The following is a 23287-nucleotide window of genomic DNA, read 5'->3' as shown; positions in this document are numbered from 1 at the left end:
CTGCGTCACGTGAGTCATCCACGGATGACGCGATCCGCCCTCGGGTGAAGGTGCGTCGCCCATAGCGTCGGGGCATGTCCGCTCCCTTCGTCGCCCGCCCCCGCTCCGGCCTCGCCGCTGCGCGGGCGATGAAGGACCCGTGGGATGGGGCGACCCGGTCCGCCCGTGAAGGTGCTGGCGCGGCAGGCGCGGCGGCTTGGCGTCCGATGGTGAAGAGCGCTGCCGCCGAGCGGGCGACCCCCGAGAGCGCAGCCCTCGAACGCGCCGACGCAGTCGCCGGGGGGTGGTCAGCGCGTCGTGCGTGGGTGCCGGAACGCGGCGCCGCCGCGGATGACGCGGCGCCCGCGGGCCTGCATCGGGGCGGCTCGGAGTCACCGCTCCCGCGCAGTGATGGCCCGCGCGATCCCCGCGACGCGGCACCGCGGTCGCGGAGCACCGCGGTCGACCGGCCCGCTGTGCTCGCCCCCTTCGCGGCTTACCTCGACGATCCCGACGTCACGGACCTCTTCGTCAACGGCGGTACGGGACTCTTCGTCGATCGCGGTGCGGGGGTCGTCGCGGCACGTGAGTGGCGGGCTACAGAAGAAGAGGTACGCGATCTCGCCGTTGCTCTCATCGGAGCGGGCGGGCGGCACATCGACGACGCGACGCCGTGCGTCGACGTGCGGCTCGAGGGAGGCATCCGCGTGCACGCCGTGCTGCCGCCGATCGCGCCCGAGGGGACCGTCCTCTCGATCCGCGTGCCGCGCCTGGAGGTCGCGACGCTGGACGACCTGCAGGGCACGGGCATGTTCGACGAGACCATGCGGCGCCGACTCGGAGAGGCGATCGCGGGGCGCGCGAATCTCCTGGTCTCCGGTGCGACAGGCGCCGGGAAGACCACCCTGCTCGCCGCGCTGCTCGCGGAGGCTCCCGAGCACGAGCGGATCGTCACCATCGAGGATGTCGCCGAGCTGCGGATCGCGCACCCGCATCACGTCCGGCTGGAGGCGCGGCAGCCCAACATCGAGGGCGCCGGTGGCATCGGCCTGGCACGCCTGGTGCGCGAGGCCCTCCGCATGCGCCCCGACCGGCTGGTGGTGGGCGAGTGCCGGGGTGACGAGGTGCGGGAGCTGCTCTCGGCGCTCAACACGGGTCACGACGGCGGCGCAGGCACGGTGCACGCGAACAGCCTGCAGGACGTGCCCGCGCGGCTCGAAGCGCTCGCCGCACTCGCGGGGCTCGACGATCGTGCCCTGGGGCGCCAGGCGGCCAGCGCCATCGGGCTCGTGCTGCACGTCGAGAGAGGCCCTGACGGAACACGCCGCATCGTCGCGGCCGGGCGGCCGGTGGTGGGTGGCGACGGTCGCCTCGCCATCGAGGAGGCGCGATGGGACGGGGAACGATGACGCGCGCGGAGCCGGCGTCCGATCCGGCGGACCGGCTCGGCGGTGCGGCGTCGCGGAGGCGCTTGCTGCGGCGTCGCGGGCAGCCGGCCGCGGCGCCGGCGGCGGATGTCGCAGAGACGGTGTTGAGGCTCGCCGTGCTGCTGCAGGCGGGGGTGTCGCCCGCTAGAGCGTGGCAGCACCTCGCCGACTCGGGTGATCCTTCGGCGGCGCTGGTCGTGACGTCGATCGACGCCGGGATGCCACTGTCCGAGGCGGTTGCCACGGCGGGGACGGGTGCCTGGCCCGATGTCGGCGCGGCCTGTCAGGTCGCCCTCGTCGTCGGAGCGCCCCTCGCCGAGTGCCTGCGCGGGCTGGCCGTCGCGCTGCGCGACGCGCACGAGGCCGCCGACGATGTGCGTGTCGCGCTCGCCGAACCGGCCGGGACGGCCCGGCTGATGAGCTGGTTGCCGCTCGTGGCGGTCGGCTTGGGAGCAGCGCTGGGCTTCGACACGTTCGGGACGCTCCTCACCAGCCCGCTCGGTCTCGCCTGCCTTGCCGGTGGGGCGATCCTCATGGTGGTGGCGCAACGCTGGACATCGCGTCTGGTGCGCGGCGCGCGCGCGTCCGATGACATCCCCGGTCTCGACGCCGAGCTGATCGCGATCGCGCTGACAGGCGGTGTCTCGATCGATCGGGCGCGCTCGGTCGTGCGAGATGCCCGCGCATCCCGCTCCGCCGGGTCGGCGACCGCCGAAAGGTCCGGCACCGGGCCGGCGCGCGCACCGCGTGACGTCGCCGCGCCTGAACGAAGAAGCGATGACGTGGACGCCGTGCTGGCGCTCTCCCGCACAGCCGGCGTGCCGGCGGTGGAGCTGCTGCGCGCATCCGCCGCCCACGCGCGCCACCAGGCCCGCATCGACGGACGGCTGCGGGTCGCGCGACTCTCATCGCGGCTGCTGCTCCCGCTCGGAGTCTGCACGCTGCCCGCGTTCCTCCTGCTCGGAGTCGCCCCGATGATGCTGAGCGTGATGTCGACGATGTCGGTCTCGCTGTGACGGCGTCGGCGCCGGACGCCGCCGCCCGGCACGCGACTCCCGCCGCTCCGCTCACCGCGTCCCAATCTTCCAGACCGTGCCCGCACACCCCTTCATCGAACGGAGAAATCATGTCCTTCCCCTGGAGCACGCCGTCGTTGCCGCCTCTCACCCGTCGACGTGCGGAGCGCCTCTTCCGGCCGCAGCGCGTCGGCGGCGCGCCGGCCGACGACACGGGCGCCGCGACGGCCGAATACGCCATCGCGACGATGGCGGCCGTGGCGTTCGCCGGCCTCCTGGTCGTCATCATGCGCAGCGACGAGGTCCGCGGCATCCTCACGGACCTCGTCCGGCGCGCGCTCACGGTGGCATGACCCGTCCGCGGCTGGGCGACGACCGCGGGTCGGTCGTCGCCGAGTTCGCGGTCGCGCTCCCCGCTCTCGTCCTCGTGCTGGTCGTCGGAGTCGGAGCGCTCGCCGGCGCGTCCCGGCAGGTGCGACTGCAGGATGCCGTCGCGGACGCCGCCCGCCTGAGCGCGCGCGGCGAGTCCGACGAGCGTGCACGCTCGGCCGTGTCGGCGGCGGTGGCCGGGGCATCCGTCGACATCGCCGCGCGCGGCGATCTGGTGTGCGTGAGCGCGTCCGCGTCGGCGCTGTTCGGGCTCCGGATCACCGCCACCGGCTGCGCGCTGGGCGGCGGCCTATGAAACGGCGAGCGGGTCGCCTGTCGCCCGCCGCGAGGGGCGACGTGTGCGCTCCGCGGCGTGGTCGGCCAAGCGACGTGTCTGCTCCGCCGCGCGGTGCCCGCACGGAGTGCGGGGGCGGCTGATGCCGGGAACGACGGCGGTGACCGGTATCGTGGCCGCCGCGGCGGTCCTCGCATCAGGTCTCGCGATGGTCGGCGGCGCGGCGGTCGTCGGGCAGCGACTGGCATCCGCGGCCGACGCCGGGGCGCTCGCCGCCGCAGATGCCGCATCCGGGGCGATCCCGGGAGTCCCGTGCCACCGTGCAGCCGAGGTGGCCGGCACGTTCGGAGCGGCCGTGGAGGCGTGCGACCTGGACGGGCTCATCGCGACGATCACGGTCTCGGCGCAGCTGGGACCGATCACCGCACAGGCCGCGGCACGGGCGGGCCCGCCGCCGTGATCCCGGCTCACAGCGCCTGTACCGATAACTGGCGTGTATGGTTTGCGTCGAAGAAAGGACGCCCCCGTTGGCAGAAGGCAAGAAGCTCGTCATCGTCGAGTCACCGACGAAGATGAGGTCGATCCAGGGGTATCTCGGCGACGGCTACGAGGTGCTGAGCTCGGTCGGTCACATCCGCGACCTCGCGGATAAGCGCGACATCCCGGCAGACAAGAAGCAGGCGTACGGGAAGTACTCGATCGACGTCGAGAACGGCTTCGACCCTTATTACGTCGAGAGCGAGCGCGGCAAGAAGACGGTCGCCGAGCTCAAGCGCGCGCTGAAGGGGGCGGACGAGCTCCTGCTCGCCACCGATGAAGATCGCGAAGGCGAAGCCATCGCGTGGCACCTGCTGCAGACGCTGAAGCCGAAGGTCCCGGTCAAGCGCATGGTGTTCCATGAGATCACCAAGGACGCCATCCAGGCCGCCGTCGGCAACACGCGCGAGCTCGATCTCGCACTCGTCGACGCGCAGGAGACGCGGCGCATCCTCGACCGCCTGTACGGCTGGGACGTCAGCCCCGTGCTCTGGTACAAGGTGCAGCAGGGCACCTCGGCCGGCCGTGTGCAGTCGGCCGCCACGCGCCTCGTGGTCGACCGCGAGCGCGAGCGCATGGCTTTCGTCTCGGCGTCCTACTGGGACATCGAAGCTCTCGCCGCGCCGAACCGCCCGCAGGGGATCGACGAGTCGTTCTCGACCCGTCTGGCGCGCGTCGACGGTGCAGTGCTCGCCCGCGGCACCGACTTCGACGACAAGGGCCAGCTGAAGAAGGCCGTCGTCGTCCTCGACGAGGCGCAGGTGCGCGAGCTCGCCGCGGCCATCGAAGCGGCGGCCGAGGCATCCGTCACCGCTCTGGAGTCCAAGCCGGGAACCCGCAGCCCCAAGCCGCCCTTCACGACGTCCACCCTCCAGCAGGAGGCCGGACGCAAGCTCTCGATGAGCGCCAAGCACGCCATGGGCGTCGCGCAGCGTCTCTACGAGAAGGGGTTCATCACTTATATGCGCACCGACTCGACCGCCCTGTCGACGCAGGCCATCCAGGCCGCGCGCGAGCAGGCGGTCGCGATGTACGGCGCCGCGTCGGTGCCGCTGAACCCGCGTACCTACCGCAACAACAGCAAGAACGCCCAGGAGGCGCACGAGGCGATCCGCCCGTCCGGTGAGACGTTCCGCACGCCGTCCGACGTGTCGAGTCAGCTCGACCGCGACGAGCTGCGGCTGTACGACCTCATCTGGAAGCGCACGATGGCCAGCCAGATGTCCGACGCGAAGTACGAGACCACGACCGTGACCCTCGAGGTCGCGGCCGGCGGCCGTCGTGCCGAGTTCACGGCGTCCGGAACCGTCTACACCTTCAAGGGCTTCCTCGAGGCCTACGAAGAGGGCCGCGACGAGAAGCGCAGCGACGCCGACAAGTCCGATGACCAGGCGCTTCCCGCGATGGCCGTGGGCGACGTGCTGCGGCTTCGCGAGGTCGAGCCCAAGGGACACTCGACGAGCCCCAAGCCCCGCTACACCGAGGCCAGCCTCGTCAAGGCGCTCGAGGAGAAGGGCATCGGCCGCCCGTCGACCTTCGCGAGCATCATCGACGTGATCCTCAACCGCGGCTACGTCACCAAGCGCGGCCAGGCCCTGATCCCGAGCTGGCTCGCGTTCAGCGTGGTGCGCCTGCTCGAGCAGCACTTCGCCGACCTCGTCGACTACGACTTCACGGCGGCCCTCGAGGACGACCTCGACGCCATCGCGCGCGGCGAGCAGAAGCGACAGGACTGGCTGCAGGAGTTCTACTTCGGCTCGACCGACCACGTGGGTCTTCGCAACATCGTCGAGAACCTCGGCGAGATCGACGCCCGCGCGCTCAACTCCACGCCGATCGGCGACGTGGCCACCCTGCGGTTCGGCAAGTACGGGCCGTACCTCGAGGTGCCCGACAAGGAGAATCCGGATGCCGAGCCCCGCCGCGTCAACATCCCCGAGGATCTCGCTCCCGACGAGCTGACCCCGGCCCGCGCGCAGGAGCTCATCGACGCACCTGTCGCAGGCGACCGCGTGCTGGGCGAGAACCCCGCCAACGGCAAGCTCGTGCTCGTGAAGGACGGTCGCTTCGGCCCGTATGTGCAGGAGACCGACCCGCCGGCGGCGGAAGAGGTCGACGAGGAGACCGGCGAGGTGATTCCGGTCGCTGAGCCTGTCGAAGCGCCCGCGCCGAAGAAGCGCGGCGCGAAGAAGGAGGCCGCGCCCAAGCCGCGGACGGCGTCGCTCTTCAAGTCGATGTCGGTCGACACCATCGACCTCGACACCGCGCTGCAGCTGCTCGACCTCCCGCGCACCGTCGGACTCGACCCCGAGACCCAGGAGCCGATCACCGCGCAGAACGGCCGGTACGGGCCGTATCTCAAGAAGGGCACCGACTCGCGCACGCTGCAGAGCGAGCAGCAGATCTTCGACATCACGCTCGAAGAGGCGCTCGCCGTCTACGCGCAGCCGAAGTACGGCGCCCGCGGCGCCTCCTCGGCGCTGAAGGAGTTCGAGGCGGACCCGACCAGCGGCAAGCCGATCAAGCTCAAGGACGGCCGCTTCGGACCGTACGTCACCGATGGTGAGACGAACGCGACGATCCCGCGCGGCGAGGACGCGATGGAGGTCACGTTCGAGCGGGCGGTGCAGCTGCTGGCCGACAAGCGGGCGAAGGGCCCGGCCAAGCGCCCGGCACGACGCACGACGACGACGCGCAAGCCCGCGGCGAAGAAGTGACGGCGGATACCGCGCCCCGATCGGTTCCTGAGCCCGCCGAAGGGCTGCCGTCGGCGACGGGACTGTTCGTCACGTTCGAGGGCGGCGACGGGGTCGGCAAGACGACCCAGGCGGCGCTTCTCGACGAGTGGCTGACGGATGCCGGGCGCACCGTGGTGCGCACCCGCGAGCCGGGCGGCACCGAGGTGGGCGTGCTCATCCGCGACATCGTCCTGCACCACCGCGGCGAGGTCGCCGCCCGCGCCGAAGCCCTGCTGTACGCCGCGGACCGCGCGCACCACGTCGAGACGCTGGTGCGTCCCGCGCTCGCGCGCGGCGACGTCGTGATCCAGGACCGCTACCTGGACTCGTCCGTCGCCTACCAGGGCGCCGGACGTGTTCTCGGCCGCGACGAGGTGCGCCAGCTGTCGCTGTGGGCGACGGAGGGCCTGCTGCCCGACGTGACCGTGCTGCTCGACCTCGATCCGGCGACCGCGCGCGCCCGGCTCGACGCCGACGACAAGCCGTTCGACCGGCTCGAGGCCGAGAAGGAGCACTTCCACGCACGCGTGCGCGAGGAGTTCCTGGCCCTCGCGGCCGCCGAGCCCGCCCGTTTCCTCGTGCTCGACGCGTCCCTTCCGGCCGACGAGCTCGCAGCCGCCGTGCGCGGGCACGTGGCCGCCCTTCTCGCCTGAGCCCACGGCGCTGGTCGTCGGAGGTCGCGGTTAGGCTGGTCCGCATGGAGCCGGTCGCCGATGTCACCCTTGCGGACGACGCGTCGACGACCGGTGGGGGAGGCGCAGACGACGGCGACGCGGCCGCGAGCCTCCCGTGGGGCGACGTCTGGGGGCAGCCAGAGGCGGTCGCCGCGCTGCGTGAGGCGGCATCCGATCCCGCGTCGATGACGCACGCGTGGCTGATCACGGGGCCACCTGGGTCGGGCCGCTCGACGCTGGCTCATGCGTTCGCGGCGGCCCTCATCGCCGAGCCGGGCGACGAGCGGGCGATGCAGCAGGTGCTGGCGGGCACCCATCCCGACCTGACGGCGCTGCGCACCGAGGGCGTCATCATCTCCATCAAGGACGCCCGGGCACTCGTCGAGCGCTCGTACTTCTCCCCATCGCTGGGCCGCTACCGGGTCATCGTCATGGAAGACGCCGACCGCATGGCCGAGCGCACGTCGAACGTTCTGCTGAAGGCGCTCGAGGAGCCTCCCGAGCGAACCGTGTGGGTGCTGTGCGCGCCGAGCGACGCCGACCTCCTGCCCACGATCCGCTCGCGCGTGCGGACGCTGCGGCTGCGGGAGCCCGACATCGCCGACGTGGCCGATCTCATCGTGCGGCGGAGCGCCGTCGATCCGGTGATCGCCGAGCAGTCGGCGCGACACGCACAGCGTCACATCGGCATGGCCCAGCGACTGGCGACGGATGCCGCAGCCCGCGCCCGCCGCGACGCCACGCTGCGCGGGGTCCTGGCGGTGCGCGGAGTCGGCGACGCCGTCGAGGTGGCGGGAGCCATCGTCGCGGCGGCGACCGACGACGCGAAGGCTCTCACGGCGGAACGCGACGAGGCGGAGCGCGCCTCACTCCTGCGCACCCTCGGCATCGCCGAGGGCGCTGCGATCCCGCCGGCCGTGCGCTCACAGCTCTCCGCGCTCGAAGACGATCAGAAGCGCCGCGCCACGCGCAGCCTGCGCGACGGCATCGATCGCGTTCTCACCGACCTCGAGTCCATGTTCCGCGATGTGCTGATGCTGCAGTTCGGCCGCGACGCCGTCCTCATCAACCGCGAGCTCGAGCCCGAGCTGCGCGCGCTCGCCGCCGCCTGGACGCCTGAGCGCACCCTGACCGTCGTCGATCGCATCGGCGTCACCCGCGAGAACCTCGAACTGAATGCCGCGCCGGCGCTGGCGCTGGAGAGCATGCTCGTCACCGTCGCAAGCGGAAGGACCCCGTGAACCCCACACCCGGCCGATCCCGGCCATCGCCGTTCTCCCGGCTCGGCACGCGGACGAGGGTCGCTGCCATCGTGGCCGGCCTGGCTGCGGCATCCGTCCTGCTGAGCGGGTGTCTCTCCGCGATGATCCCCGACGCGTCGCCGCGTCCGACGTCGAGCAAGGCGGCCGATGTCGACGGTGTGCCGGCCGACCTGCTGCCGTTCTACGAGCAGGACCTCGCCTGGACCGACTGCGACGGCTTCGACTGCACCGCGGTGACCGCTCCGCTGGACTGGGCGGACCCGTCGAAGGGCGAGATCGAGCTGTCCGTCATCCGCAGCCGTGCCGAGGGGAGCGGCGAGCCCATCGGGTCGCTGCTCACCAACCCGGGCGGGCCGGGTGCGAGCGGCGTCGGGCTCATCCGCGACTCGGTCTCGTTCGCCGTGAGCGACCCGGTGCGCCAGCGCTTCGACGTGATCGGCTTCGATCCGCGCGGCGTCGGCGAGTCGACGGCCGTCACCTGCTTCGACGCGAGCGCGATGGACGCGTACCTCTTCGACATCCCGCAGGACGCACGGGGAACGGATGCCTGGAGTGAAGAGCTGCTGGCCCGGCACCAGGAGTTCGGCGCGGCGTGCGAGGCGAACAGCGACGGCATCCTGCCGTACATCACGACCGACAACGCCGCCCGCGACATGGATCTGCTCCGCGCGGTGCTCGGCGACAAAGAACTGAACTATCTCGGCTACTCGTACGGCACGTTCCTCGGCGCCACGTACGCGAAGCTGTTCCCCGAGAAGGTCGGGCGCCTCGTGCTCGACGGCGCCATCGATCCCTCGATCCCGGGGCTCGACGTCGGGATCACCCAGGGCATCGGCTTCGAATCGGCCCTTCGTGCCTACATGGCGGACTGCCTGACCGACGACGAGTGCCCGTTCCGCGGCACCGTGGACGAGGCGATGGCCGATCTCGGGACACTGCTGGCGAGCGTCGACCGCGACCCGATCACCAACGGCGACGGGCGCTTGCTGGGCGCCGACTCGCTCATGACGGCCATCGTCGCCGCCCTGTACTCGCAGGACAGCTGGGGCTACCTGACCACGGCGCTGAGCGACGTGCTCGAGGGCAACGCCGACGTGGCGTTCCAGCTCGCCGACTTCTACTACAACCGTCAGGACGGCGCCTACCTCGACAACCAGACCGAGGCCTTCCGCGCGTACAACTGCATGGACTATCCGGTCGACGCGACCGACGAGGAGCAGGCCGCCGCCGAGGCGCTGCTCGCCGCCGAGGCGCCGACGGTCGCACCGTACTGGAGCGGGCCCGACCCCTGCGAGGTCTGGCCGTACCCCGCGACCGGCGTCCGCGAGCGCATCACGGCCGAGGGCGCCGCGCCGATCGTCGTCGTGGGCACGACCAACGATCCTGCGACGCCGTACGAGTGGTCGGTATCGCTGGCGGACCAGCTGTCGTCCGGCGTCCTGGTGACCCGTGTCGGCGAGGGCCACACCGGCTACAACAAGGGCAACGCGTGCGTCGACTCCGCGGTCGAGACCTACCTGCTCGACGGCACACCGCCCGAGGACGGCCTGCGCTGCGAGTGACTCCCGACGCATGAGAGAAGCGGATGCCGCAGCACGCGGCATCCGCTTCTCTCATGGCGGCGGGGCCGCCGCAGCGCTCAGCGCCGGAGCACTCAGCGCCGGAGCACTCAGCGCCGCAGCACCCGGCGGGCGAGAGCGTTGCCGATGAACTGCACGGCCTGCACGATCACGATGATGACGAGCACGGCCGCCCAGGTGACCCAGGGGTTGAACTGCTTGAAGCCGTAGACGATCGCGAACTCGCCGAGGCCGCCGGCAGCGACGGCGCCGGCGATGGCCGTCATGTCGACCAGCGCCACCACGATGAACGTGTAGCCGAGGATCAGCGGACCCAGCGCCTCACGGGGGAGCAGGCGCAGAAGGATGCGCGAACGGCTCGCGCCCGTGGCCCGGGCCGCCTCGATGACGCCGGGGCGGACGGTGAGCAGGTTCTGCTCGACGATGCGGCTGATCGCGAACAGCGACGCGATGGTGATCGCGAAGATGCCGAACTCCGGTCCGATCCCGGGGATGCCGACGCTGCGGGCGATCGGCTGCACCGCGGCGAGCAGGATCACGAACGGGATCGGGCGGAAGAAGTTGACGATCACGTTGATGGTCCCGAAGAGGAACCGGTTGGGGAACAGGCTCCCCGGTCGCGTCGCGTACAGGGCCAACCCGACGAACAGGCCGGCGATGCCGCCGAACACGAGGCTCAGCGACACCACGTAGAGGGTCTCGGCCGTCGCGGCCCAGAGCTCGGGGAGCAGATCGACGAGCCTATCCACGGGCGTCCTCCTCGATGAGCGGCGCGAACGCCGACGCGGCGTCGATCGCCCGCTGCACGGCGTCCGCGTCTCCGGTCAGCGCCAGGGTGAGATGCCCGAACACCCGCCCGGCGATGTCGTTGATCCCGCCGTGGATGAGCTCGAACCGCACGCCGTGCGCCGAGAGCGCGGCGAACACGTCCGCCTGAGTGACATCGCCCTCGCGCACGGTGAACGTCACGATCCGCCCGGGGTGGCGATCCCGCAGCGTGCGCAGCTGGTCGCCGGCGGGCACGTCCTCGATGATGCTGGCGACGAACCGGCGCGTGGCCGCGTGACGGGGCGCCGACAGTACGTCGAAGACCGCGCCGCTCTCGATGATGCGGCCGTTCTCCATCACGACGACCCGGTCGGCGAGCGTGCGGATGACGTCCATCTCGTGCGTGATCACGAGGATCGTGACACCGAGCTCCGCGTTGATGCGAGCGAGGAGGGCGAGCACCTCCTGCGTCGTGTCGGGGTCGAGGGCGCTCGTCGCCTCGTCGGCGAGCAGGATGCGCGGGCTCGTCGCGAGCGCCCGGGCGATGCCGACGCGCTGCTTCTGCCCGCCCGAGAGCTGCTCCGGGTAGCTGCGCGCCTTGTCGGCCAGACCGACGAAGCGGAGCAGATCGTCCACGCGCGCCGCGATCTCGGCCCGCGGTCGCCCGGCGACCTCGAGGGGGTACGCGACGTTCTTCGCCACCGTGCGCGAGTCGAAGAGGTTGAACTGCTGGAAGATCATGCCGATGTCGCCGCGCAGCTCCCGCAGTTCGCGCTCGCGAAGCCGGGTGATGTCGCGGCCGTCGATCTCCACGGTGCCGCCGGTCGGGGTCTCCAGCGCGTTCACCAGGCGAAGGACCGTGCTCTTGCCGGCGCCGGAGTAGCCGATGATGCCGCACACCTCGCCGGCCGCGACGTCGAGAGAGACGTCGTCGACGGCGACGATCGGCGCGGCGTCCTTGGCGGACGCCGGGAAGGTCTTGGTCACGCCGTTCAGGCGGATGAGGGTCATGGGTGCTCCTCGGCGGGACGCGCGTGTGCGGCCCGGGCGCACGAGGCGCCGGCGGGCCGCACAGGCGAGTGCCGCGGTGTGGCGGTCTTACGAGTTGGCGCGGATGTCGTCCTCGACGTCGGTGAGCGACGTGAGGAGCTCGTCGACGGGCGTCTTGACGAGCACGGCGGTGCCGCCCGACGCCTCGACGACGCCATCGAGCACGTCCTGCGTGTTCTGGTAGATCTCCACGAGCTTGAGGTACGTCGGGTTGTCGGCGTCCTCGGCCTTGGCCGCGAAGATGTTGATGTACGGGAAGGCGCTCGGGTCCGACGGGTCGTCCGTGGCGATGGCGTCCTCGGGCGTGAGGCCGGCGTCTGCGAGGAAGTCGTTGTTCACGATCGACGCGGCGACGTCGGGCAGCGAGGTCGCGGTGAACGCGGCATCGAGCGCCTCGACCTTCACCTTCGACTCGGGGAGCACATCGGCGACGGTGGAGAACACCGAGCCGCCGTCGGCCAGTTCGATGAGTCCGGCCGACTGCAGCACGAGAAGCCCGCGGGCCTGGTTCGACTCGTCGTTGGGCACGGCGACCGTGGAGCCCTCGGGGATGTCGTCGACCGACGCGTACTGCGACGAGTACAGGCCGAGCGGGTAGATCGCGGTGGCGCCGATCGGCTGCAGGTCGTCGTCGCTCTGCACGTTGTAGGTCGCGAGGTAGATGATGTGCTGGAACTGGTTCAGATCCAGCTCGTCGGCCGAGAGGGCGGGGTTCGGCTGCGTGTACTCGCTGAAGTTGACGAGCTCGATCTCGATGCCCTCGTCGGCGGCCGCCTCCTTGTAGGTCTCCCAGTACGGGTCGCCGGAGTCGACGACGCCGATGCGGACCACCTCGTCGTCGGCGGACCCGCCGGCGGCGGCATCCGTCCCGTTTCCGGCGCAGCCGGCGAGGAGGAGGGCGAGGGGCAGCGCGAGGGCTGCGGTGGCGATGAGCTTCTTGGGCGTGGACATGTGCGTGCTCCTGTGGATCGAGGCCCGTGTCGGCGGGTGGCCGCGCGCACGATCCACGGGACCGCGCACGCTTCGTCGCGGACCGCGTTCGAACCTACGTGGCGCGCGCCGCTCGTTCGAACCGGGCCGTAACACGTCGACACCGAGCGGGCGGCGACCTGTCGTGCCGCAGCACGACCCCTGAGGACCCCTCGTGTTCGCGAGCACTCGCGAGACCCTGTAAGATCGTTGCTTGTGCATCGCGCGAGCGAGGCGCGCCACCTTAGCTCAGTCGGCAGAGCGATTCACTCGTAATGAATAGGTCAAGGGTTCGATTCCCTTAGGTGGCTCAGAACCGGAACGGCCGCGGGCAGCGGCCGTTTTCCGTATGTGAAGGACGGTGGTGCGGTGTCCCAGGCGATCGACGCCCTCGCCGAGATCTTCTCGTGGGTCGGGTTCGGCATCGGTGCACTGCTCGCCGGGATCGCGCTGATCATGTACCTGTTCGACGGCACCTGGGTGCCGGTGCGGGCCGTCGTCGAGTCATCGGCCCACGGCCGTCTGGTCCGCTGGTTCGACGAGGACGGCGGCGTGGGGGAGGCGCACCTCACCCACGAGCAGGAGCACCACATCGGCGATGCCGATATGGCCGACATCTTCGTCCGTCGCGGATCCCTCAACCGGATGCGGCTGACCCAGGGCTCGCCGGCGGTGCGCGCGGTCGCGCTCCTCGCGGGCGGGATGCTCGCGCTCGGCGTGGTCGCGCTCGTGACCTCGCTCGTCATGCTGTTCGCGCGCGGCTGATCGCGCGGACGCGGTCAGGGGCCGCAGCTGCCTACGCGACGGCGAGCATGCCTCCGGCGGTGAGGGCGAGACCCAGACCCACCCATTGGATCGCGGCGACGCGCTCGCGCAGGACGATCGCGGCCAGCAGGATCGTGCCGGCGGGGTACAGCGCCGTGAGCGCCGAGACCACGGCGAGGTCGCCGGCGCGCAGCGCGACGAGCATGAGCGCGTTGGCGACGGCATCCGCGATTCCGCACAGGACGGCGAGCGTCCACGCCCACCGCGCCGTCGTCGTCATGCGGCCCGGTTCCGCCGCGTGCTCGAGATCCGCGTGCCCGCTCGGCATCGCTCCGAGCGGCGGACCTGCGACGGCGAGCACGGAGCGCGCCGGCGCACCCCGGCGCATGGCCACGAGGGCCAGGATGCCGACCACGGCGACGGTGATCACACCGCTGGTGGCGCGGCTGGTCACGAGGGGCACGAGGCCGCTGTCGGCGGAGGTCTGGTCGACGATGATCAGGAAGGCTCCGATCGCGAGTCCGGCGCCGACCGCCATGGCGAGTCCGCGGGGGTTCGGTCGCACGATGCTCTCGCCCGGGATGAAGCCGACGAGTACGACGGCGACCAGGGCCACCGCCAGCCCGGCGTAGCCGATGGGCGCGAGCGCATCGCCCTTGACGAGCAGACCCCACAGCATCGGAGCGATGGCCGAGACGACCGCCGTCAGCGGCGACAGGATGCTCATCGGTCCGATCGCCAGGCAGGCGTACAGCAGGGCGACGGCGGCGACGCCGACGATCCCGGCGAGGACGCCCCACGCGACGTCGGCGGCCGTCCACACGCCGCCGACCAGCGGCTGCACGAGCGCGAGCGCGACGAGTCCGGACAGAGCCGCGACGGCGGTGACCACGATGGAGCGCAGCCGCCGCGCGGCCAGGCCGCCGAGGAAGTCCGCGGAGCCGTAGACGACGGCGCCGATGAGGGCGAGCGCGGCGGAGAGCATCGCGACCCAGCATAGGAGGCGCGCCGACGCCCTCGGCGGCATCCGGGTTCCGTTTCACGAAACCCAGTTCGCTAGATAAGCTAGCGATATGTCCTCGCCTCACCACGCGAACCGCCGCCCCTCCGGGTGGCTGCGGATCGGCATCCCGGCCCTCCTCGTACTCATCTGGCTCGCGGCCGGATCCATCGGCGGACCGTACTTCGGAAAGGTCGACGAGGTCTCGACCAACGACCGGTCCAGCTTCCTGCCCGAGGGCGCCGACGCTACGCAGGTCAACGAGCGGCTGGCGGACTTCCTCGGCGAGGACAGCATCCCCGCCGTCGTGGTTGTCACCGGTGACGGCGAGCTCTCCGAGGAGGACGTCGCCGACGTCCAGGCGCTGGCGGACGACATCGCCGGGATCGAGGGCGTGCAGGAGGACGTGTCGCCGCCGATCCTGTCGGACGACGGCGAGGCGATGCAGATCTTCGTCCCGATCGATGCCTCCGGCGAGGTGGGCGAGACCGTGGAGGCGATCCGGACACTCGTCGCCGATGAGCTTCCGGACGGCTTCGAGGCGTGGGTCACCGGGCCGGCCGGCTTCACGGCAGACCTCGTCGAGGGCTTCCTGGGCATCGACGGACTTCTGCTCGGCGTGGCGCTGCTCGCGGTGTTCCTGATCCTCGTGATCGTCTACCGGTCGCCGCTGCTGCCGATCCTCGTGCTCCTCACGTCGATGTTCGCGCTCTGCGCGGCGCTGCTCACCGTGTGGTGGCTCGCCTACGCCGGCGTCGTGGTGCTCAACGGGCAGGTGCAGGGCATCCTCTTCATCCTCGTCATCGGCGCCGCGACGGACTACGCGCTGCTGTACGTCGCGCGCTTCCGAGAGTCCATCGCGACAGGCGCGTCGAAGTGGGATGCGACCCTCTCGGCATGGCGGGGAGCGTTCGAGCCGATCCTCGCTTCCGGCGGGACGGTGATCGCCGGCCTGCTGTGCCTGCTGCTCTCGGATCTGGCCACCAACCGTGCCCTCGGGCCGATCGCCTCGATCGGCATCGCGTTCTCCGTCCTGTCGGCGCTGACGTTCCTCCCGGCCCTCCTGGCCCTCTGCGGTCGCGCCGCCTTCTGGCCGTTCATCCCGAAGCAGCCGCTCGCCATGATCCCCGACGACCTGACGCAGCCCGTCAAGGGTCTCTGGCCACGGCAGGCGCGGTTCGTCGCGCGGAACGCGCGCGTCGTGTGGATCGCGTGCACGATCGTCCTGCTCGCCGGCGCGATCGGGATCACCCAGCTCAAGGCGGACGGCGTGCCCACGAGCGACCTCGTGCTCGGATCGTCCGAGGCCCGCGACGGTCAGGCGGTGCTCGCCGAGCACTTCCCGGCCGGATCGGGATCGCCGGCGTACGTGATCGTGCCTGAAGAGGACCTTGCCGACACGGTCGAGGTGCTCGACGCCTCGGACGGCATCGAATCCGTGGCCGTCGCCTCCGAGGACTCGCCGACCGGACAGGCCGCCGTCGAGGTCGAAGACGGCGAGCCGGTGCTCACGGCTGTCGGCCCGCCCGGCACGCCTGCTCCCGAGGCGACCGTCGCAGACGGCGTCGTCCTCGTCATCGGGACGCTGACGGATGCCGCCGACTCGCTCGCCGCGGAGGACACGGTCCGGCAGCTCCGCACCGACCTCGACGACGCGCTCGGCGCGGGGACCGCGGTCGTCGGCGGCGAGACGGCGACGGACATCGACACCAACGACACGTCGACGCGCGACCGGACCGTCATCATCCCGGTCATCCTGCTGGTGATCCTGCTGATCCTCATGCTGCTGCTGCGGTCGATCCTGGCACCGGTGCTGCTCATCGCGACGGTCATCCTGTCTTTCGCGACGGCGCTCGGAGTGAGCGCGCTCGTGTTCAACGAGGTGTTCGGATTCCCCGGTGCCGACCCCGCTGTACCGCTGTACGGCTTCGTCTTCCTGGTGGCGCTCGGGGTGGACTACAACATCTTCCTGATGTCGCGCGTGCGCGAGGAGTCCCTCGTGCACGGCACCAGACCCGGCATCCTGCGGGGTCTGGTCGCCACCGGCGGCGTCATCACCTCGGCGGGCCTGGTGCTGGCGGCGACCTTCGCGGCTCTGGGCGTCATCCCGATCCTGTTCCTGGCGCAGCTCGCCTTCATCGTGGCCTTCGGCGTGCTGCTCGACACCTTCATCGTGCGGTCGCTTCTCGTGCCGGCACTGTCGTACGACATCGGCCGGGCGATCTGGTGGCCGTCGAAGCTGGCGCGGCGCGATGGAACGGCAGCAGCCGGTCGCGACCCGGGCTCTCCCGAGGAATCGTTCGCCGAACCGGCCGACCGGCCCCTGCCCGCGGAGACGGAGGCCGAGCTCGTGGCGGACGACGGACACCCTCTCACTCGCGAGGAGTACAGGCGTACGCTCGGATCATGAGCAAGGCGCTGTTCATCGTCGATGTCCAGAACGACTTCACCGAAGGCGGTGCGCTCGGCGTGGAGGGCGGGGATGCCGTCGCACAGCGCATCACGGAGTACCTGGTCACGCACGGCGAGGAGTACGCCGTCATCGTCGCCTCGCGCGACTGGCATCACGGCGAGGGCGACAACGGCGGACACTTCAGCTCGGAGCCCGACTTCGTCGACACGTGGCCCGTGCACTGCGTGAGCGGCACAGAGGGCGCGGAGTACGACCCCGGCCTCGACACGTCCGCGGTGACGCATCACGTCAAGAAGGGCCAGGGCGCGCCGGCCTACTCGCTGTTCGAGGGCACCACCGATGACGGCGTGACGGTGGCGCACCTGCTCGAAGAGCACGGCGTGGTGGACGTCGACGTCGCCGGCATCGCGACGGACTACTGCGTGCGCGCGTCCGCCCTCGACGCCATCGAGCACGGGCGGCATGTGCGGATCCTCACCGACCTCGTCGCCGGCGTCGCGGCGGAGTCGAGCGATGCCGCACTTGCCGAGCTCGCGCATGCCGGGGCCGAGCTGAGCCACTCCGGTCTCTCCGGCGGTGACTGAGCCCCTCCGCGGGTCACCGACGGCCGAGGGCGTCCGCGCGGCGCTCGAGGCTGCGGCATCCGCTGACGAACGGGCCAAGATCCAGCGGCGCATGACCGATGAGCGCACCGAGGTCATCGGCGTGCGCATGGGCACGGTCTTCGACATCGCCCAGACGAATGCACGGATGCCGCTGGCCGAGGTCGACCGGCTCCTCGACGCGGATGCCTACGAGATGCGCATGGTGGCGGTCTCGATCCTCGACTTCCAGGCGCGCACGAAGGATGCCGACCGCGCCGCCCTGTACGAACTGTGGATGCGGCGGATGGACCGCATCGACACCTGGGACTTCATCGACCGCGCCGCTCCCCGCGTCCTGGGCGGGTACCTGCTCGACCGGCCGCGGGATGTGCTGTTCGACCTCGCGCGCTCCGACGACTGGTTGCGGCGCCGGACGGCGATCACGGCGGTGTTCTGGATCATCCGTTCCGGCGACCTCGACGACCCGCTCGCGATCTGCGAGCTGCTCGCGGCGGATCCCGAGCACCTGGTGCAGACGAACGTCGGGGTGGCGCTGCGCGAGATCGGACGGATCGACAGCGGCCGGCTGGAGGAGTTCCTCGGCCGTCGGGGAGCGGATCTCAGTGCCCACGCGAGGCGAACCGCGCGCACTGCCCTCACCTGAGGCCGGCTACCCGCTAGCCTCGGGTCTCGTGACCGCCATCCGTCCCCTCGCCCCCGCCGACCACGACGCCTGGCTGCCCCTGTGGCGCGGCTATCTCACGTTCTACGAGTCCGAGCTGTCCACCGAGCAGACCGAACTGACCTGGCACCGGCTCCTGGACCCGCAGTTCCCGATCCACGGCGCACTCGCGACAGACGAGGCCGGAACGGCGATCGGCTTCGTACACTGGCTGACGCACGCCGCCACCTGGTCGGCCACCCCGTACTGCTACCTCGAGGACCTCTTCGTCGCTCCCGACACCCGGGGGACCGGCACGGGCCGCGCGCTGATCGCCCACGTCACGGGGTGGGCGCGCGAGCACGGTGCGGCGAAGGTGTACTGGCTGACGCACGAGACCAACACCACCGCCCGGGCCCTCTACGACCGTGTGGCCACCGCCACCGGATTCGTCCACTACGAGATCGGACTCGACTCGTGACCGGCGGCGCGGCCGCCGCAGAGCGCCGCACGGGAGACCTCGTCGCCACGCTGCTGCTCATCGGCTTCTCGGTGGGCGCGGCGGTGGTGCTCTTCTTCGTCTCGCTGCTGTGGGCGATCGGCACCTACGACAACACGCTCGCCATCGTGCTCGGCGGCTATCTGCCGCTCGCCTTCGCAGTCATCGGCGCGGTCGCGGGCATCGTCGCGCTCTCGCGCAAGCACACGGCGTTCTGGTACCCGCTCATCGCGCTCGTGCTGAGCATCGTGGTCTGGCTCATCGCCGCCGCGATCGCCCGCTGAGGGGGGATGGCGCGACAGGAGGACGCAGCCGCTGCGGCGCTTCGACGCTGTGAGTGGGCCCCGTGGGGCTCGAACCCACGACCCGCGGATTAAAAGTCCGATGCTCTACCGACTGAGCTAGAGGCCCTCGATACCAGCCTACTTGCCCACAGGTGTGGTTCCGTTCTCTGGCTCAGCCCTTCCCATTCCCGTTGCCACGACCGCCGTTGCCGTTGCCGTTTCCGTTGCCGTTGTTGTTCCCCGGGCCACTGTTGTCGTTGCCGCCGCCTCCGCCGCCGGTGTCCGCGGGAGGCACCTCGTCGGCCGGGAGCTGCTCGGCGGGCACGCTCGCCGGCGCTTCCTCGACCGGAGCCTCTTCCGAGGGGACCGGCGGAGCCTGTTCCTCCGCGGGTGGGGTGGATGCGGGGTCCGGCTCTGCGGACCAGCTGTTCGCCAGCAGGACCGTGCCGAGCGCGAGTCCGACCGCCAGGAGCGCCGCGACGACCACACCGATCACCAGGGCACGGCGCGAGGGTCGCCGCTGCTCGTCCGGCACGACGGGGACGACCTCTGCCGCCTCATCCGTCCCGACAGGAGCTCCCGACGCGAGCGCGGCCGCGCGCGCATCGCGGCGGAGCATTCCGCGCTCGACGGGTCCTCGCGAACCTGCCACGAGCGCCGGCCCGGGAAAGACCTGCGTCGGGCCGGTGACAGGCGCCGCGACAGGCGCCGTCGAGGGGTCGGCCTTCTCACGGGCGAGGGTGTTCTCCATCGCCGCCAGGCGGGACGCGGCCGTGACCACCTCCAGCGCAGTAGGCCTGTCGTCTGGGCGGATCGCCGTCATCCCGCGCAGCAGGCCCTGCCACGACGGGTGGAGCGACGCCGGGATCTCGGGCGCCGACGACAGCCGCGCCACCACCGTGCCGATGCCTTCGGCATCGCCGAACGGGCGTTCGCCGGTGAGCGCCTCGATCAACAGGAGACCGAACGCATAGATGTCGGCGGCCGGCGCCGGCGGCACGCCTCGCGCCTGTTCCGGAGCGACGTACGCCATCGTGCCCACGATCACTCCGGGGGTCGTCACACGGGCCGTGTCCATCAAGTAGGCGATGCCGAAGTCCGCGAGCTTCGCCCGCCACTCCCATCCCGGCCGCGGAGAAGCCCACAGGAGCACGTTCGAGGGCTTTATGTCGCGATGTACGACCCCGTGCTCGTGCGCGACATGGAGGCCCTCCGCGATGTCGATCGCGATCGATGCGACGATCTGCGGATCGACGGGCCCGCGCGCGATGAGATCGCGCAGGGTGATGCCGTCGACGTGCTCCATGACCAGGTAGCTGGTCTCACCCGTGCCCACGCGGGCATCGAACACGGTGACGAGGGAGTGGTGACTCAGAGAGGCGAGGAGGGTCGTCTCTGACAGCGCGCGCTCCACGGAATCGATGCCGTCGGTGGGTTCGCGGAACACCTTGACCGCCACCGAGCGCTGGAGGTGGCTGTCTTCGGCGCGATACACGCGCGCCATCCCACCTTCGCCGATCCGCTCATGCAGGACGTAGCGATCGTCCAAGATGTCGCCGGTGGATAACTCCGCCGACTCGCGCAGGTCTGTCACGTCTCCTCCCACCTGGCGTCCGCACCCCTCCGGCGCAACCCCAGGCCCAGGATCACGTTAGACAGCGCGCCTGATTAGGCCCACACCCTTGACTCTCCCGCGACCGCGTGCAAGCACGACAAGGCCGCCGGCGCCACCTCGCAGACGCCGGCGGCCTCACCGCCCCCCTGGTGCCGGCCGAGGCCGGCGTCGGTCACTGTGCCGGAGGCATCAGGACCGCGTCGATGAGATACACGGTGGCGTTCGCCGTCTGCACGCCGCCGCAGATCACGTTCGCGTCATTGACCATCCAGGCATCGCCGCTGCCGGTGACCTCAAGGTCGGCGCCCTGCACGGTGGTGTGCATGCCGGCGATGTCGGCGGGCTCGATCCGGCCGGGCACCACGTGGTAGGTGAGGATCGACGTCAATGTCGCGGTGTCGGTCTTGAGCGCCTCGATCGTGGCGGGGTCGATCGCCGCGAATGCGTCGTCGACCGGCGCGAAGACCGTGAACTCGTCACCGTTGAGAGTGTCGACGAGGTTCACCTCGGGGTTCAGCTGGCCGCTCACGGCAGCGGTGAGGGTCGTCAGCATCGGATTGTTGGATGCCGCCACAGCGACCGGGTCGGCGGACATGCCCTCGATCGAGCCGGCGCCGTCCGGCACGGCCTCGGCATAGGCGGCGCAGCCCGGGCCGACGAGGTCTGCGGCGGGGTCGGCCGCCATCGGCTCCTCGCTCGACTCCATGGCGGGTGCCGACGGTTCGGTCGACGGTTCGGCGGCCGAGCCGCCCATCGAACAGGCGGACAGCGCGAAGGTCGCGGCGACGGCGAGCGCGAGCCCGGCCGACAGACGCTTCCTGGTGATGCGAGACATGTCTTCCTCCTCCGTGCGGTCGTACGACCGCGGTCTGGTGGCCCCCGGTGCGGGGAGCGTGCCGCAGGAGCGGCTACACGGACTGTTCGGAGGGCTCGCCGGAACGGATTGGAAGAATCGGATGCCGATCTCGAGCACGCCGCATCCCACCCGTCCGACCAATCCGAACGGGGCTCCGGAGCGAACAACCCGCGACACCTAGGGGGACGCATGGAGCTCGTCATCATCGGTCTGCTCGGCGGACTCATCACGGGGATCTCGCCGTGCATCCTGCCGGTGCTGCCGGTCATCTTCCTGACCGGGGGCGCGCAGTCCGCCCGGTTCTCGTCCGACGCAGACGGGCCTGCTCCCGCATCGCGGTGGCGGCCGTACCTGGTGATCGCGGGTCTTGTCACGAGCTTCACACTGGTGACGCTCCTGGGCTCGCTCCTGCTCGGAGCGCTCGGACTCCCGCAGGACGTCCTGCGGTGGGCGGGCATCGCGGTGCTCGTCCTGATCGGCGTCGGACTTCTCGTGCCGCGGTTCGAGCGGCTGCTCGAGAAGCCGTTCCAGAGGCTTGCCCGGCGCTCGGAGGTTCAGAACGGCGGGAGCGGCTACGGTGTCGGGCTGGCGCTCGGCACCGTGTTCGTACCCTGCGCAGGACCCGTGCTGGCGGCGATCATCGTCGCCGGATCGACCGGCCGCATCGATGTCGGCACCGTCGTGCTGACGCTGTCCTTCGCGGTCGGGGTGTGCATCCCGCTGCTCTTCTTCGCCCTCGCCGGCCGCGGGCTCGTCGAGCGCATCCGCGCGTTCCGCACGCACGAGCGTGGTCTGCGGATCGCCGCCGGAGTGGCGATGCTCGCGCTCGCCGTCGGTCTCGTCTTCAACGTGCCGCAGCTGCTCCAGCGGCTCGTGCCCGACTACACGGCGGGCGTCCAGCGCCAGCTCACCGACAACCCCGACGCGCGACGGGCCCTCGACCTCGGCGGTCTCGTCACCGATGAGAATCGGGATCTGGACAAGTGCACGAACGGTGCGGCGGAGCTCGAGTCCTGCGGCGCGGCGCCGAGCATCCGCGGCATCGAGGGGTGGCTGAACACGCCGGCCGGAGCGCCGATCGACCTCGCGGATCTTCGCGGTGAGGTCGTGCTGATCGACTTCTGGGCGTACTCGTGCATCAACTGCCAGCGCAGCGTCCCGCACGTCGTCGCCTGGGACGACGCCTATCGCGATGCGGGGCTGCGGGTGATCGGCATCCACTCGCCCGAGTATGCATTCGAGAAGGATGCCGCGAACGTCGCCGCAGGCGCGCGCGACTTCGGCATCACGTACCCGGTGGCGCTCGACAACAGCCTGTCGACGTGGACGAACTACCGGAACCGCTATTGGCCCGCGCACTATCTGATCGACGCCGACGGCGCGGTCCGCCACATCGCCTTCGGCGAGGGCAACTACGCCGCGACGGAGACGCTCATCCGCGAGCTGCTGCAGGATGCCGACCCCGCTGTGACGCTGCCCGAGCCGACCGAGGTCGCCGACGAGACTCCGGATGCGGGCACTCGCACACGCGAGACGTTCCTCGGGTCGGCGAAGGACGTGAACTACGGCGGTGAGCCCGCGTATCGGGCGGGTGAGGGCGAGTACCGTCTGCCCGACGAGCAGCCGGGCGGTTCTTTCGCGCTGGACGGCGCGTGGCGCGTGGAGACGCAGTACGCCACACCATCGGGGACCGCGGGCGGCGGCATCCGTCTGGAGTTCCATGCCGAGGTGGTGCGGATGGTGCTCGCCGGCCAGGGCGAGGTGCGCGTGCGGCTGGACGACGGGCAGGAGCAGACGCTGGCCGTGTCGGGAACGCCGCGTTCGTATGCAGTGGCGGAGGGGAAGGATGCCGCGGCGCACGTGCTCGATGTGCTCGTGTCGCCGGGCGTCGAGGTCTACTCGTTCACGTTCGGCTGACACCGGGCGCGGTCAGGTCGCAGGGAGGT

General features: G+C 71.0%; 22 protein-coding genes and 2 tRNA genes. 17 read left to right on the top strand and 7 right to left on the bottom strand.

The annotated features are described in order from the left end of the window. Window positions 1-455: 455 nt before the first annotated feature. From VIP82_RS21195 to VIP82_RS21155, 9 genes are all read left to right on the top strand, one after another. Complete coding sequence (locus tag VIP82_RS21195) at window positions 456-1388, top strand: TadA family conjugal transfer-associated ATPase (protein ID WP_331912331.1); 933 nt, start codon at window positions 456-458, stop codon at window positions 1386-1388. Beyond that, the gene (locus tag VIP82_RS21190; protein WP_331912296.1) at window positions 1370-2422 is read left to right on the top strand and encodes a type II secretion system F family protein; all 1053 of its coding nucleotides are present in this window, start codon (window positions 1370-1372) and stop codon (window positions 2420-2422) included. Before VIP82_RS21195 ends, VIP82_RS21190 begins: the two co-directional genes overlap by 19 nt. 110 nt (window positions 2423-2532) lie before the next feature. After that, a complete protein-coding gene (locus VIP82_RS21185; protein WP_331912294.1) occupies window positions 2533-2775 on the top strand; it encodes a DUF4244 domain-containing protein in 243 nt (80 codons plus the stop codon). Beyond that, window positions 2772-3107 (top strand): TadE family type IV pilus minor pilin, encoded by a 336-nt coding sequence (locus VIP82_RS21180; RefSeq protein ID WP_331912292.1) that lies wholly within the window; start codon window positions 2772-2774, stop codon window positions 3105-3107. Before VIP82_RS21185 ends, VIP82_RS21180 begins: the two co-directional genes overlap by 4 nt. A 121-nt stretch (window positions 3108-3228) precedes the next feature. Then, window positions 3229-3546 carry a helicase gene (locus tag VIP82_RS21175; protein WP_331912290.1) on the top strand — a complete coding sequence of 106 codons (318 nt, stop codon included), beginning with the start codon at window positions 3229-3231 and terminating at the stop codon, window positions 3544-3546. A gap of 67 nt (window positions 3547-3613) precedes the next feature. After that, window positions 3614-6340 carry a type I DNA topoisomerase gene (gene topA / locus VIP82_RS21170; protein ID WP_331912288.1) on the top strand — a complete coding sequence of 909 codons (2727 nt, stop codon included), beginning with the start codon at window positions 3614-3616 and terminating at the stop codon, window positions 6338-6340. 44 nt (window positions 6341-6384) lie between these two features. Then, the gene (gene tmk / locus VIP82_RS21165; protein WP_331912329.1) at window positions 6385-7014 is read left to right on the top strand and encodes a dTMP kinase; all 630 of its coding nucleotides are present in this window, start codon (window positions 6385-6387) and stop codon (window positions 7012-7014) included. 44 nt (window positions 7015-7058) lie between these two features. Beyond that, a complete protein-coding gene (locus VIP82_RS21160; protein WP_331912286.1) occupies window positions 7059-8276 on the top strand; it encodes a DNA polymerase III subunit delta' in 1218 nt (405 codons plus the stop codon). Continuing rightward, window positions 8273-9859: an alpha/beta hydrolase gene (locus VIP82_RS21155; protein WP_331912284.1), complete on the top strand. Its 1587-nt coding sequence runs from the start codon at window positions 8273-8275 to the stop codon at window positions 9857-9859. The genes VIP82_RS21160 and VIP82_RS21155 overlap by 4 nt, the downstream gene beginning before the upstream one ends. Before the next feature lie 107 nt (window positions 9860-9966). On the opposite strand, the gene VIP82_RS21150 is transcribed toward VIP82_RS21155, so the two are convergent. The 3 genes from VIP82_RS21150 to VIP82_RS21140 form a co-directional block, all read right to left on the bottom strand. Then, window positions 9967-10626, bottom strand: a complete 660-nt coding sequence (locus tag VIP82_RS21150) for a methionine ABC transporter permease (protein WP_308869958.1) — start codon at window positions 10624-10626, stop codon at window positions 9967-9969. Continuing rightward, window positions 10619-11656 carry a methionine ABC transporter ATP-binding protein gene (locus tag VIP82_RS21145; RefSeq protein ID WP_331912282.1) on the bottom strand — a complete coding sequence of 346 codons (1038 nt, stop codon included), beginning with the start codon at window positions 11654-11656 and terminating at the stop codon, window positions 10619-10621. Before VIP82_RS21145 ends, VIP82_RS21150 begins: the two co-directional genes overlap by 8 nt. An 87-nt stretch (window positions 11657-11743) precedes the next feature. Then, window positions 11744-12646, bottom strand: coding sequence for a MetQ/NlpA family ABC transporter substrate-binding protein (locus VIP82_RS21140; protein ID WP_331912280.1), 903 nt, complete (start codon window positions 12644-12646; stop codon window positions 11744-11746). A gap of 256 nt (window positions 12647-12902) precedes the next feature. Here VIP82_RS21140 and VIP82_RS21135 point away from each other — a divergent pair. Further along, a tRNA-Thr gene (locus VIP82_RS21135) sits at window positions 12903-12975 on the top strand. A gap of 58 nt (window positions 12976-13033) precedes the next feature. Next, a complete protein-coding gene (locus VIP82_RS21130; protein WP_331912278.1) occupies window positions 13034-13429 on the top strand; it encodes a hypothetical protein in 396 nt (131 codons plus the stop codon). Window positions 13430-13460: 31 nt separating this feature from the next. On the opposite strand, the gene VIP82_RS21125 is transcribed toward VIP82_RS21130, so the two are convergent. After that, window positions 13461-14414: an EamA family transporter gene (locus VIP82_RS21125; RefSeq protein ID WP_331912276.1), complete on the bottom strand. Its 954-nt coding sequence runs from the start codon at window positions 14412-14414 to the stop codon at window positions 13461-13463. 88 nt (window positions 14415-14502) lie between these two features. Between VIP82_RS21125 and VIP82_RS21120 the strand changes: the two genes are divergently transcribed. The 5 genes from VIP82_RS21120 to VIP82_RS21100 are packed head-to-tail and all read left to right on the top strand — an operon-like array spanning window position 14503 to window position 18870. After that, window positions 14503-16839 (top strand): MMPL family transporter, encoded by a 2337-nt coding sequence (locus VIP82_RS21120; RefSeq protein ID WP_331912274.1) that lies wholly within the window; start codon window positions 14503-14505, stop codon window positions 16837-16839. Next, window positions 16836-17426 (top strand): isochorismatase family protein, encoded by a 591-nt coding sequence (locus VIP82_RS21115; RefSeq protein WP_331912273.1) that lies wholly within the window; start codon window positions 16836-16838, stop codon window positions 17424-17426. The genes VIP82_RS21120 and VIP82_RS21115 overlap by 4 nt, the downstream gene beginning before the upstream one ends. Then, window positions 17419-18090, top strand: a complete 672-nt coding sequence (locus tag VIP82_RS21110) for a DNA alkylation repair protein (RefSeq protein WP_331912272.1) — start codon at window positions 17419-17421, stop codon at window positions 18088-18090. Before VIP82_RS21115 ends, VIP82_RS21110 begins: the two co-directional genes overlap by 8 nt. Window positions 18091-18118: 28 nt before the next feature. Further along, window positions 18119-18568 (top strand): GNAT family N-acetyltransferase, encoded by a 450-nt coding sequence (locus VIP82_RS21105; protein ID WP_331912270.1) that lies wholly within the window; start codon window positions 18119-18121, stop codon window positions 18566-18568. Next, complete coding sequence (locus tag VIP82_RS21100; protein ID WP_331912268.1) at window positions 18565-18870, top strand: hypothetical protein; 306 nt, start codon at window positions 18565-18567, stop codon at window positions 18868-18870. Before VIP82_RS21105 ends, VIP82_RS21100 begins: the two co-directional genes overlap by 4 nt. Before the next feature lie 54 nt (window positions 18871-18924). Here VIP82_RS21100 and VIP82_RS21095 read toward each other — a convergent pair. The 3 genes from VIP82_RS21095 to VIP82_RS21085 all read right to left on the bottom strand — a co-directional run bounded on the left by VIP82_RS21095 (window position 18925) and on the right by VIP82_RS21085 (window position 21320). Then, window positions 18925-18997: transfer RNA gene (locus tag VIP82_RS21095), tRNA-Lys, on the bottom strand. 45 nt (window positions 18998-19042) lie between these two features. Then, window positions 19043-20464 carry a serine/threonine-protein kinase gene (locus VIP82_RS21090; RefSeq protein ID WP_331912266.1) on the bottom strand — a complete coding sequence of 474 codons (1422 nt, stop codon included), beginning with the start codon at window positions 20462-20464 and terminating at the stop codon, window positions 19043-19045. A 193-nt stretch (window positions 20465-20657) separates the two neighbouring features. Further along, window positions 20658-21320 (bottom strand): fasciclin domain-containing protein, encoded by a 663-nt coding sequence (locus VIP82_RS21085; RefSeq protein WP_331912264.1) that lies wholly within the window; start codon window positions 21318-21320, stop codon window positions 20658-20660. Between the two features lie 210 nt (window positions 21321-21530). On the opposite strand from VIP82_RS21085, the gene VIP82_RS21080 reads away from it, so the two are divergent. After that, window positions 21531-23258 (top strand): cytochrome c biogenesis protein DipZ, encoded by a 1728-nt coding sequence (locus VIP82_RS21080; protein WP_331912262.1) that lies wholly within the window; start codon window positions 21531-21533, stop codon window positions 23256-23258. Window positions 23259-23287 lie beyond the last annotated feature (29 nt).

This window comes from Microbacterium sp. (assembly GCF_036566905.1).
Taxonomy (GTDB): Bacteria; Actinomycetota; Actinomycetes; order Actinomycetales; family Microbacteriaceae; genus Microbacterium.
Note: the sequence above shows the minus strand (reverse complement) of the source record. Positions and strands in the feature narration are given on the sequence as shown.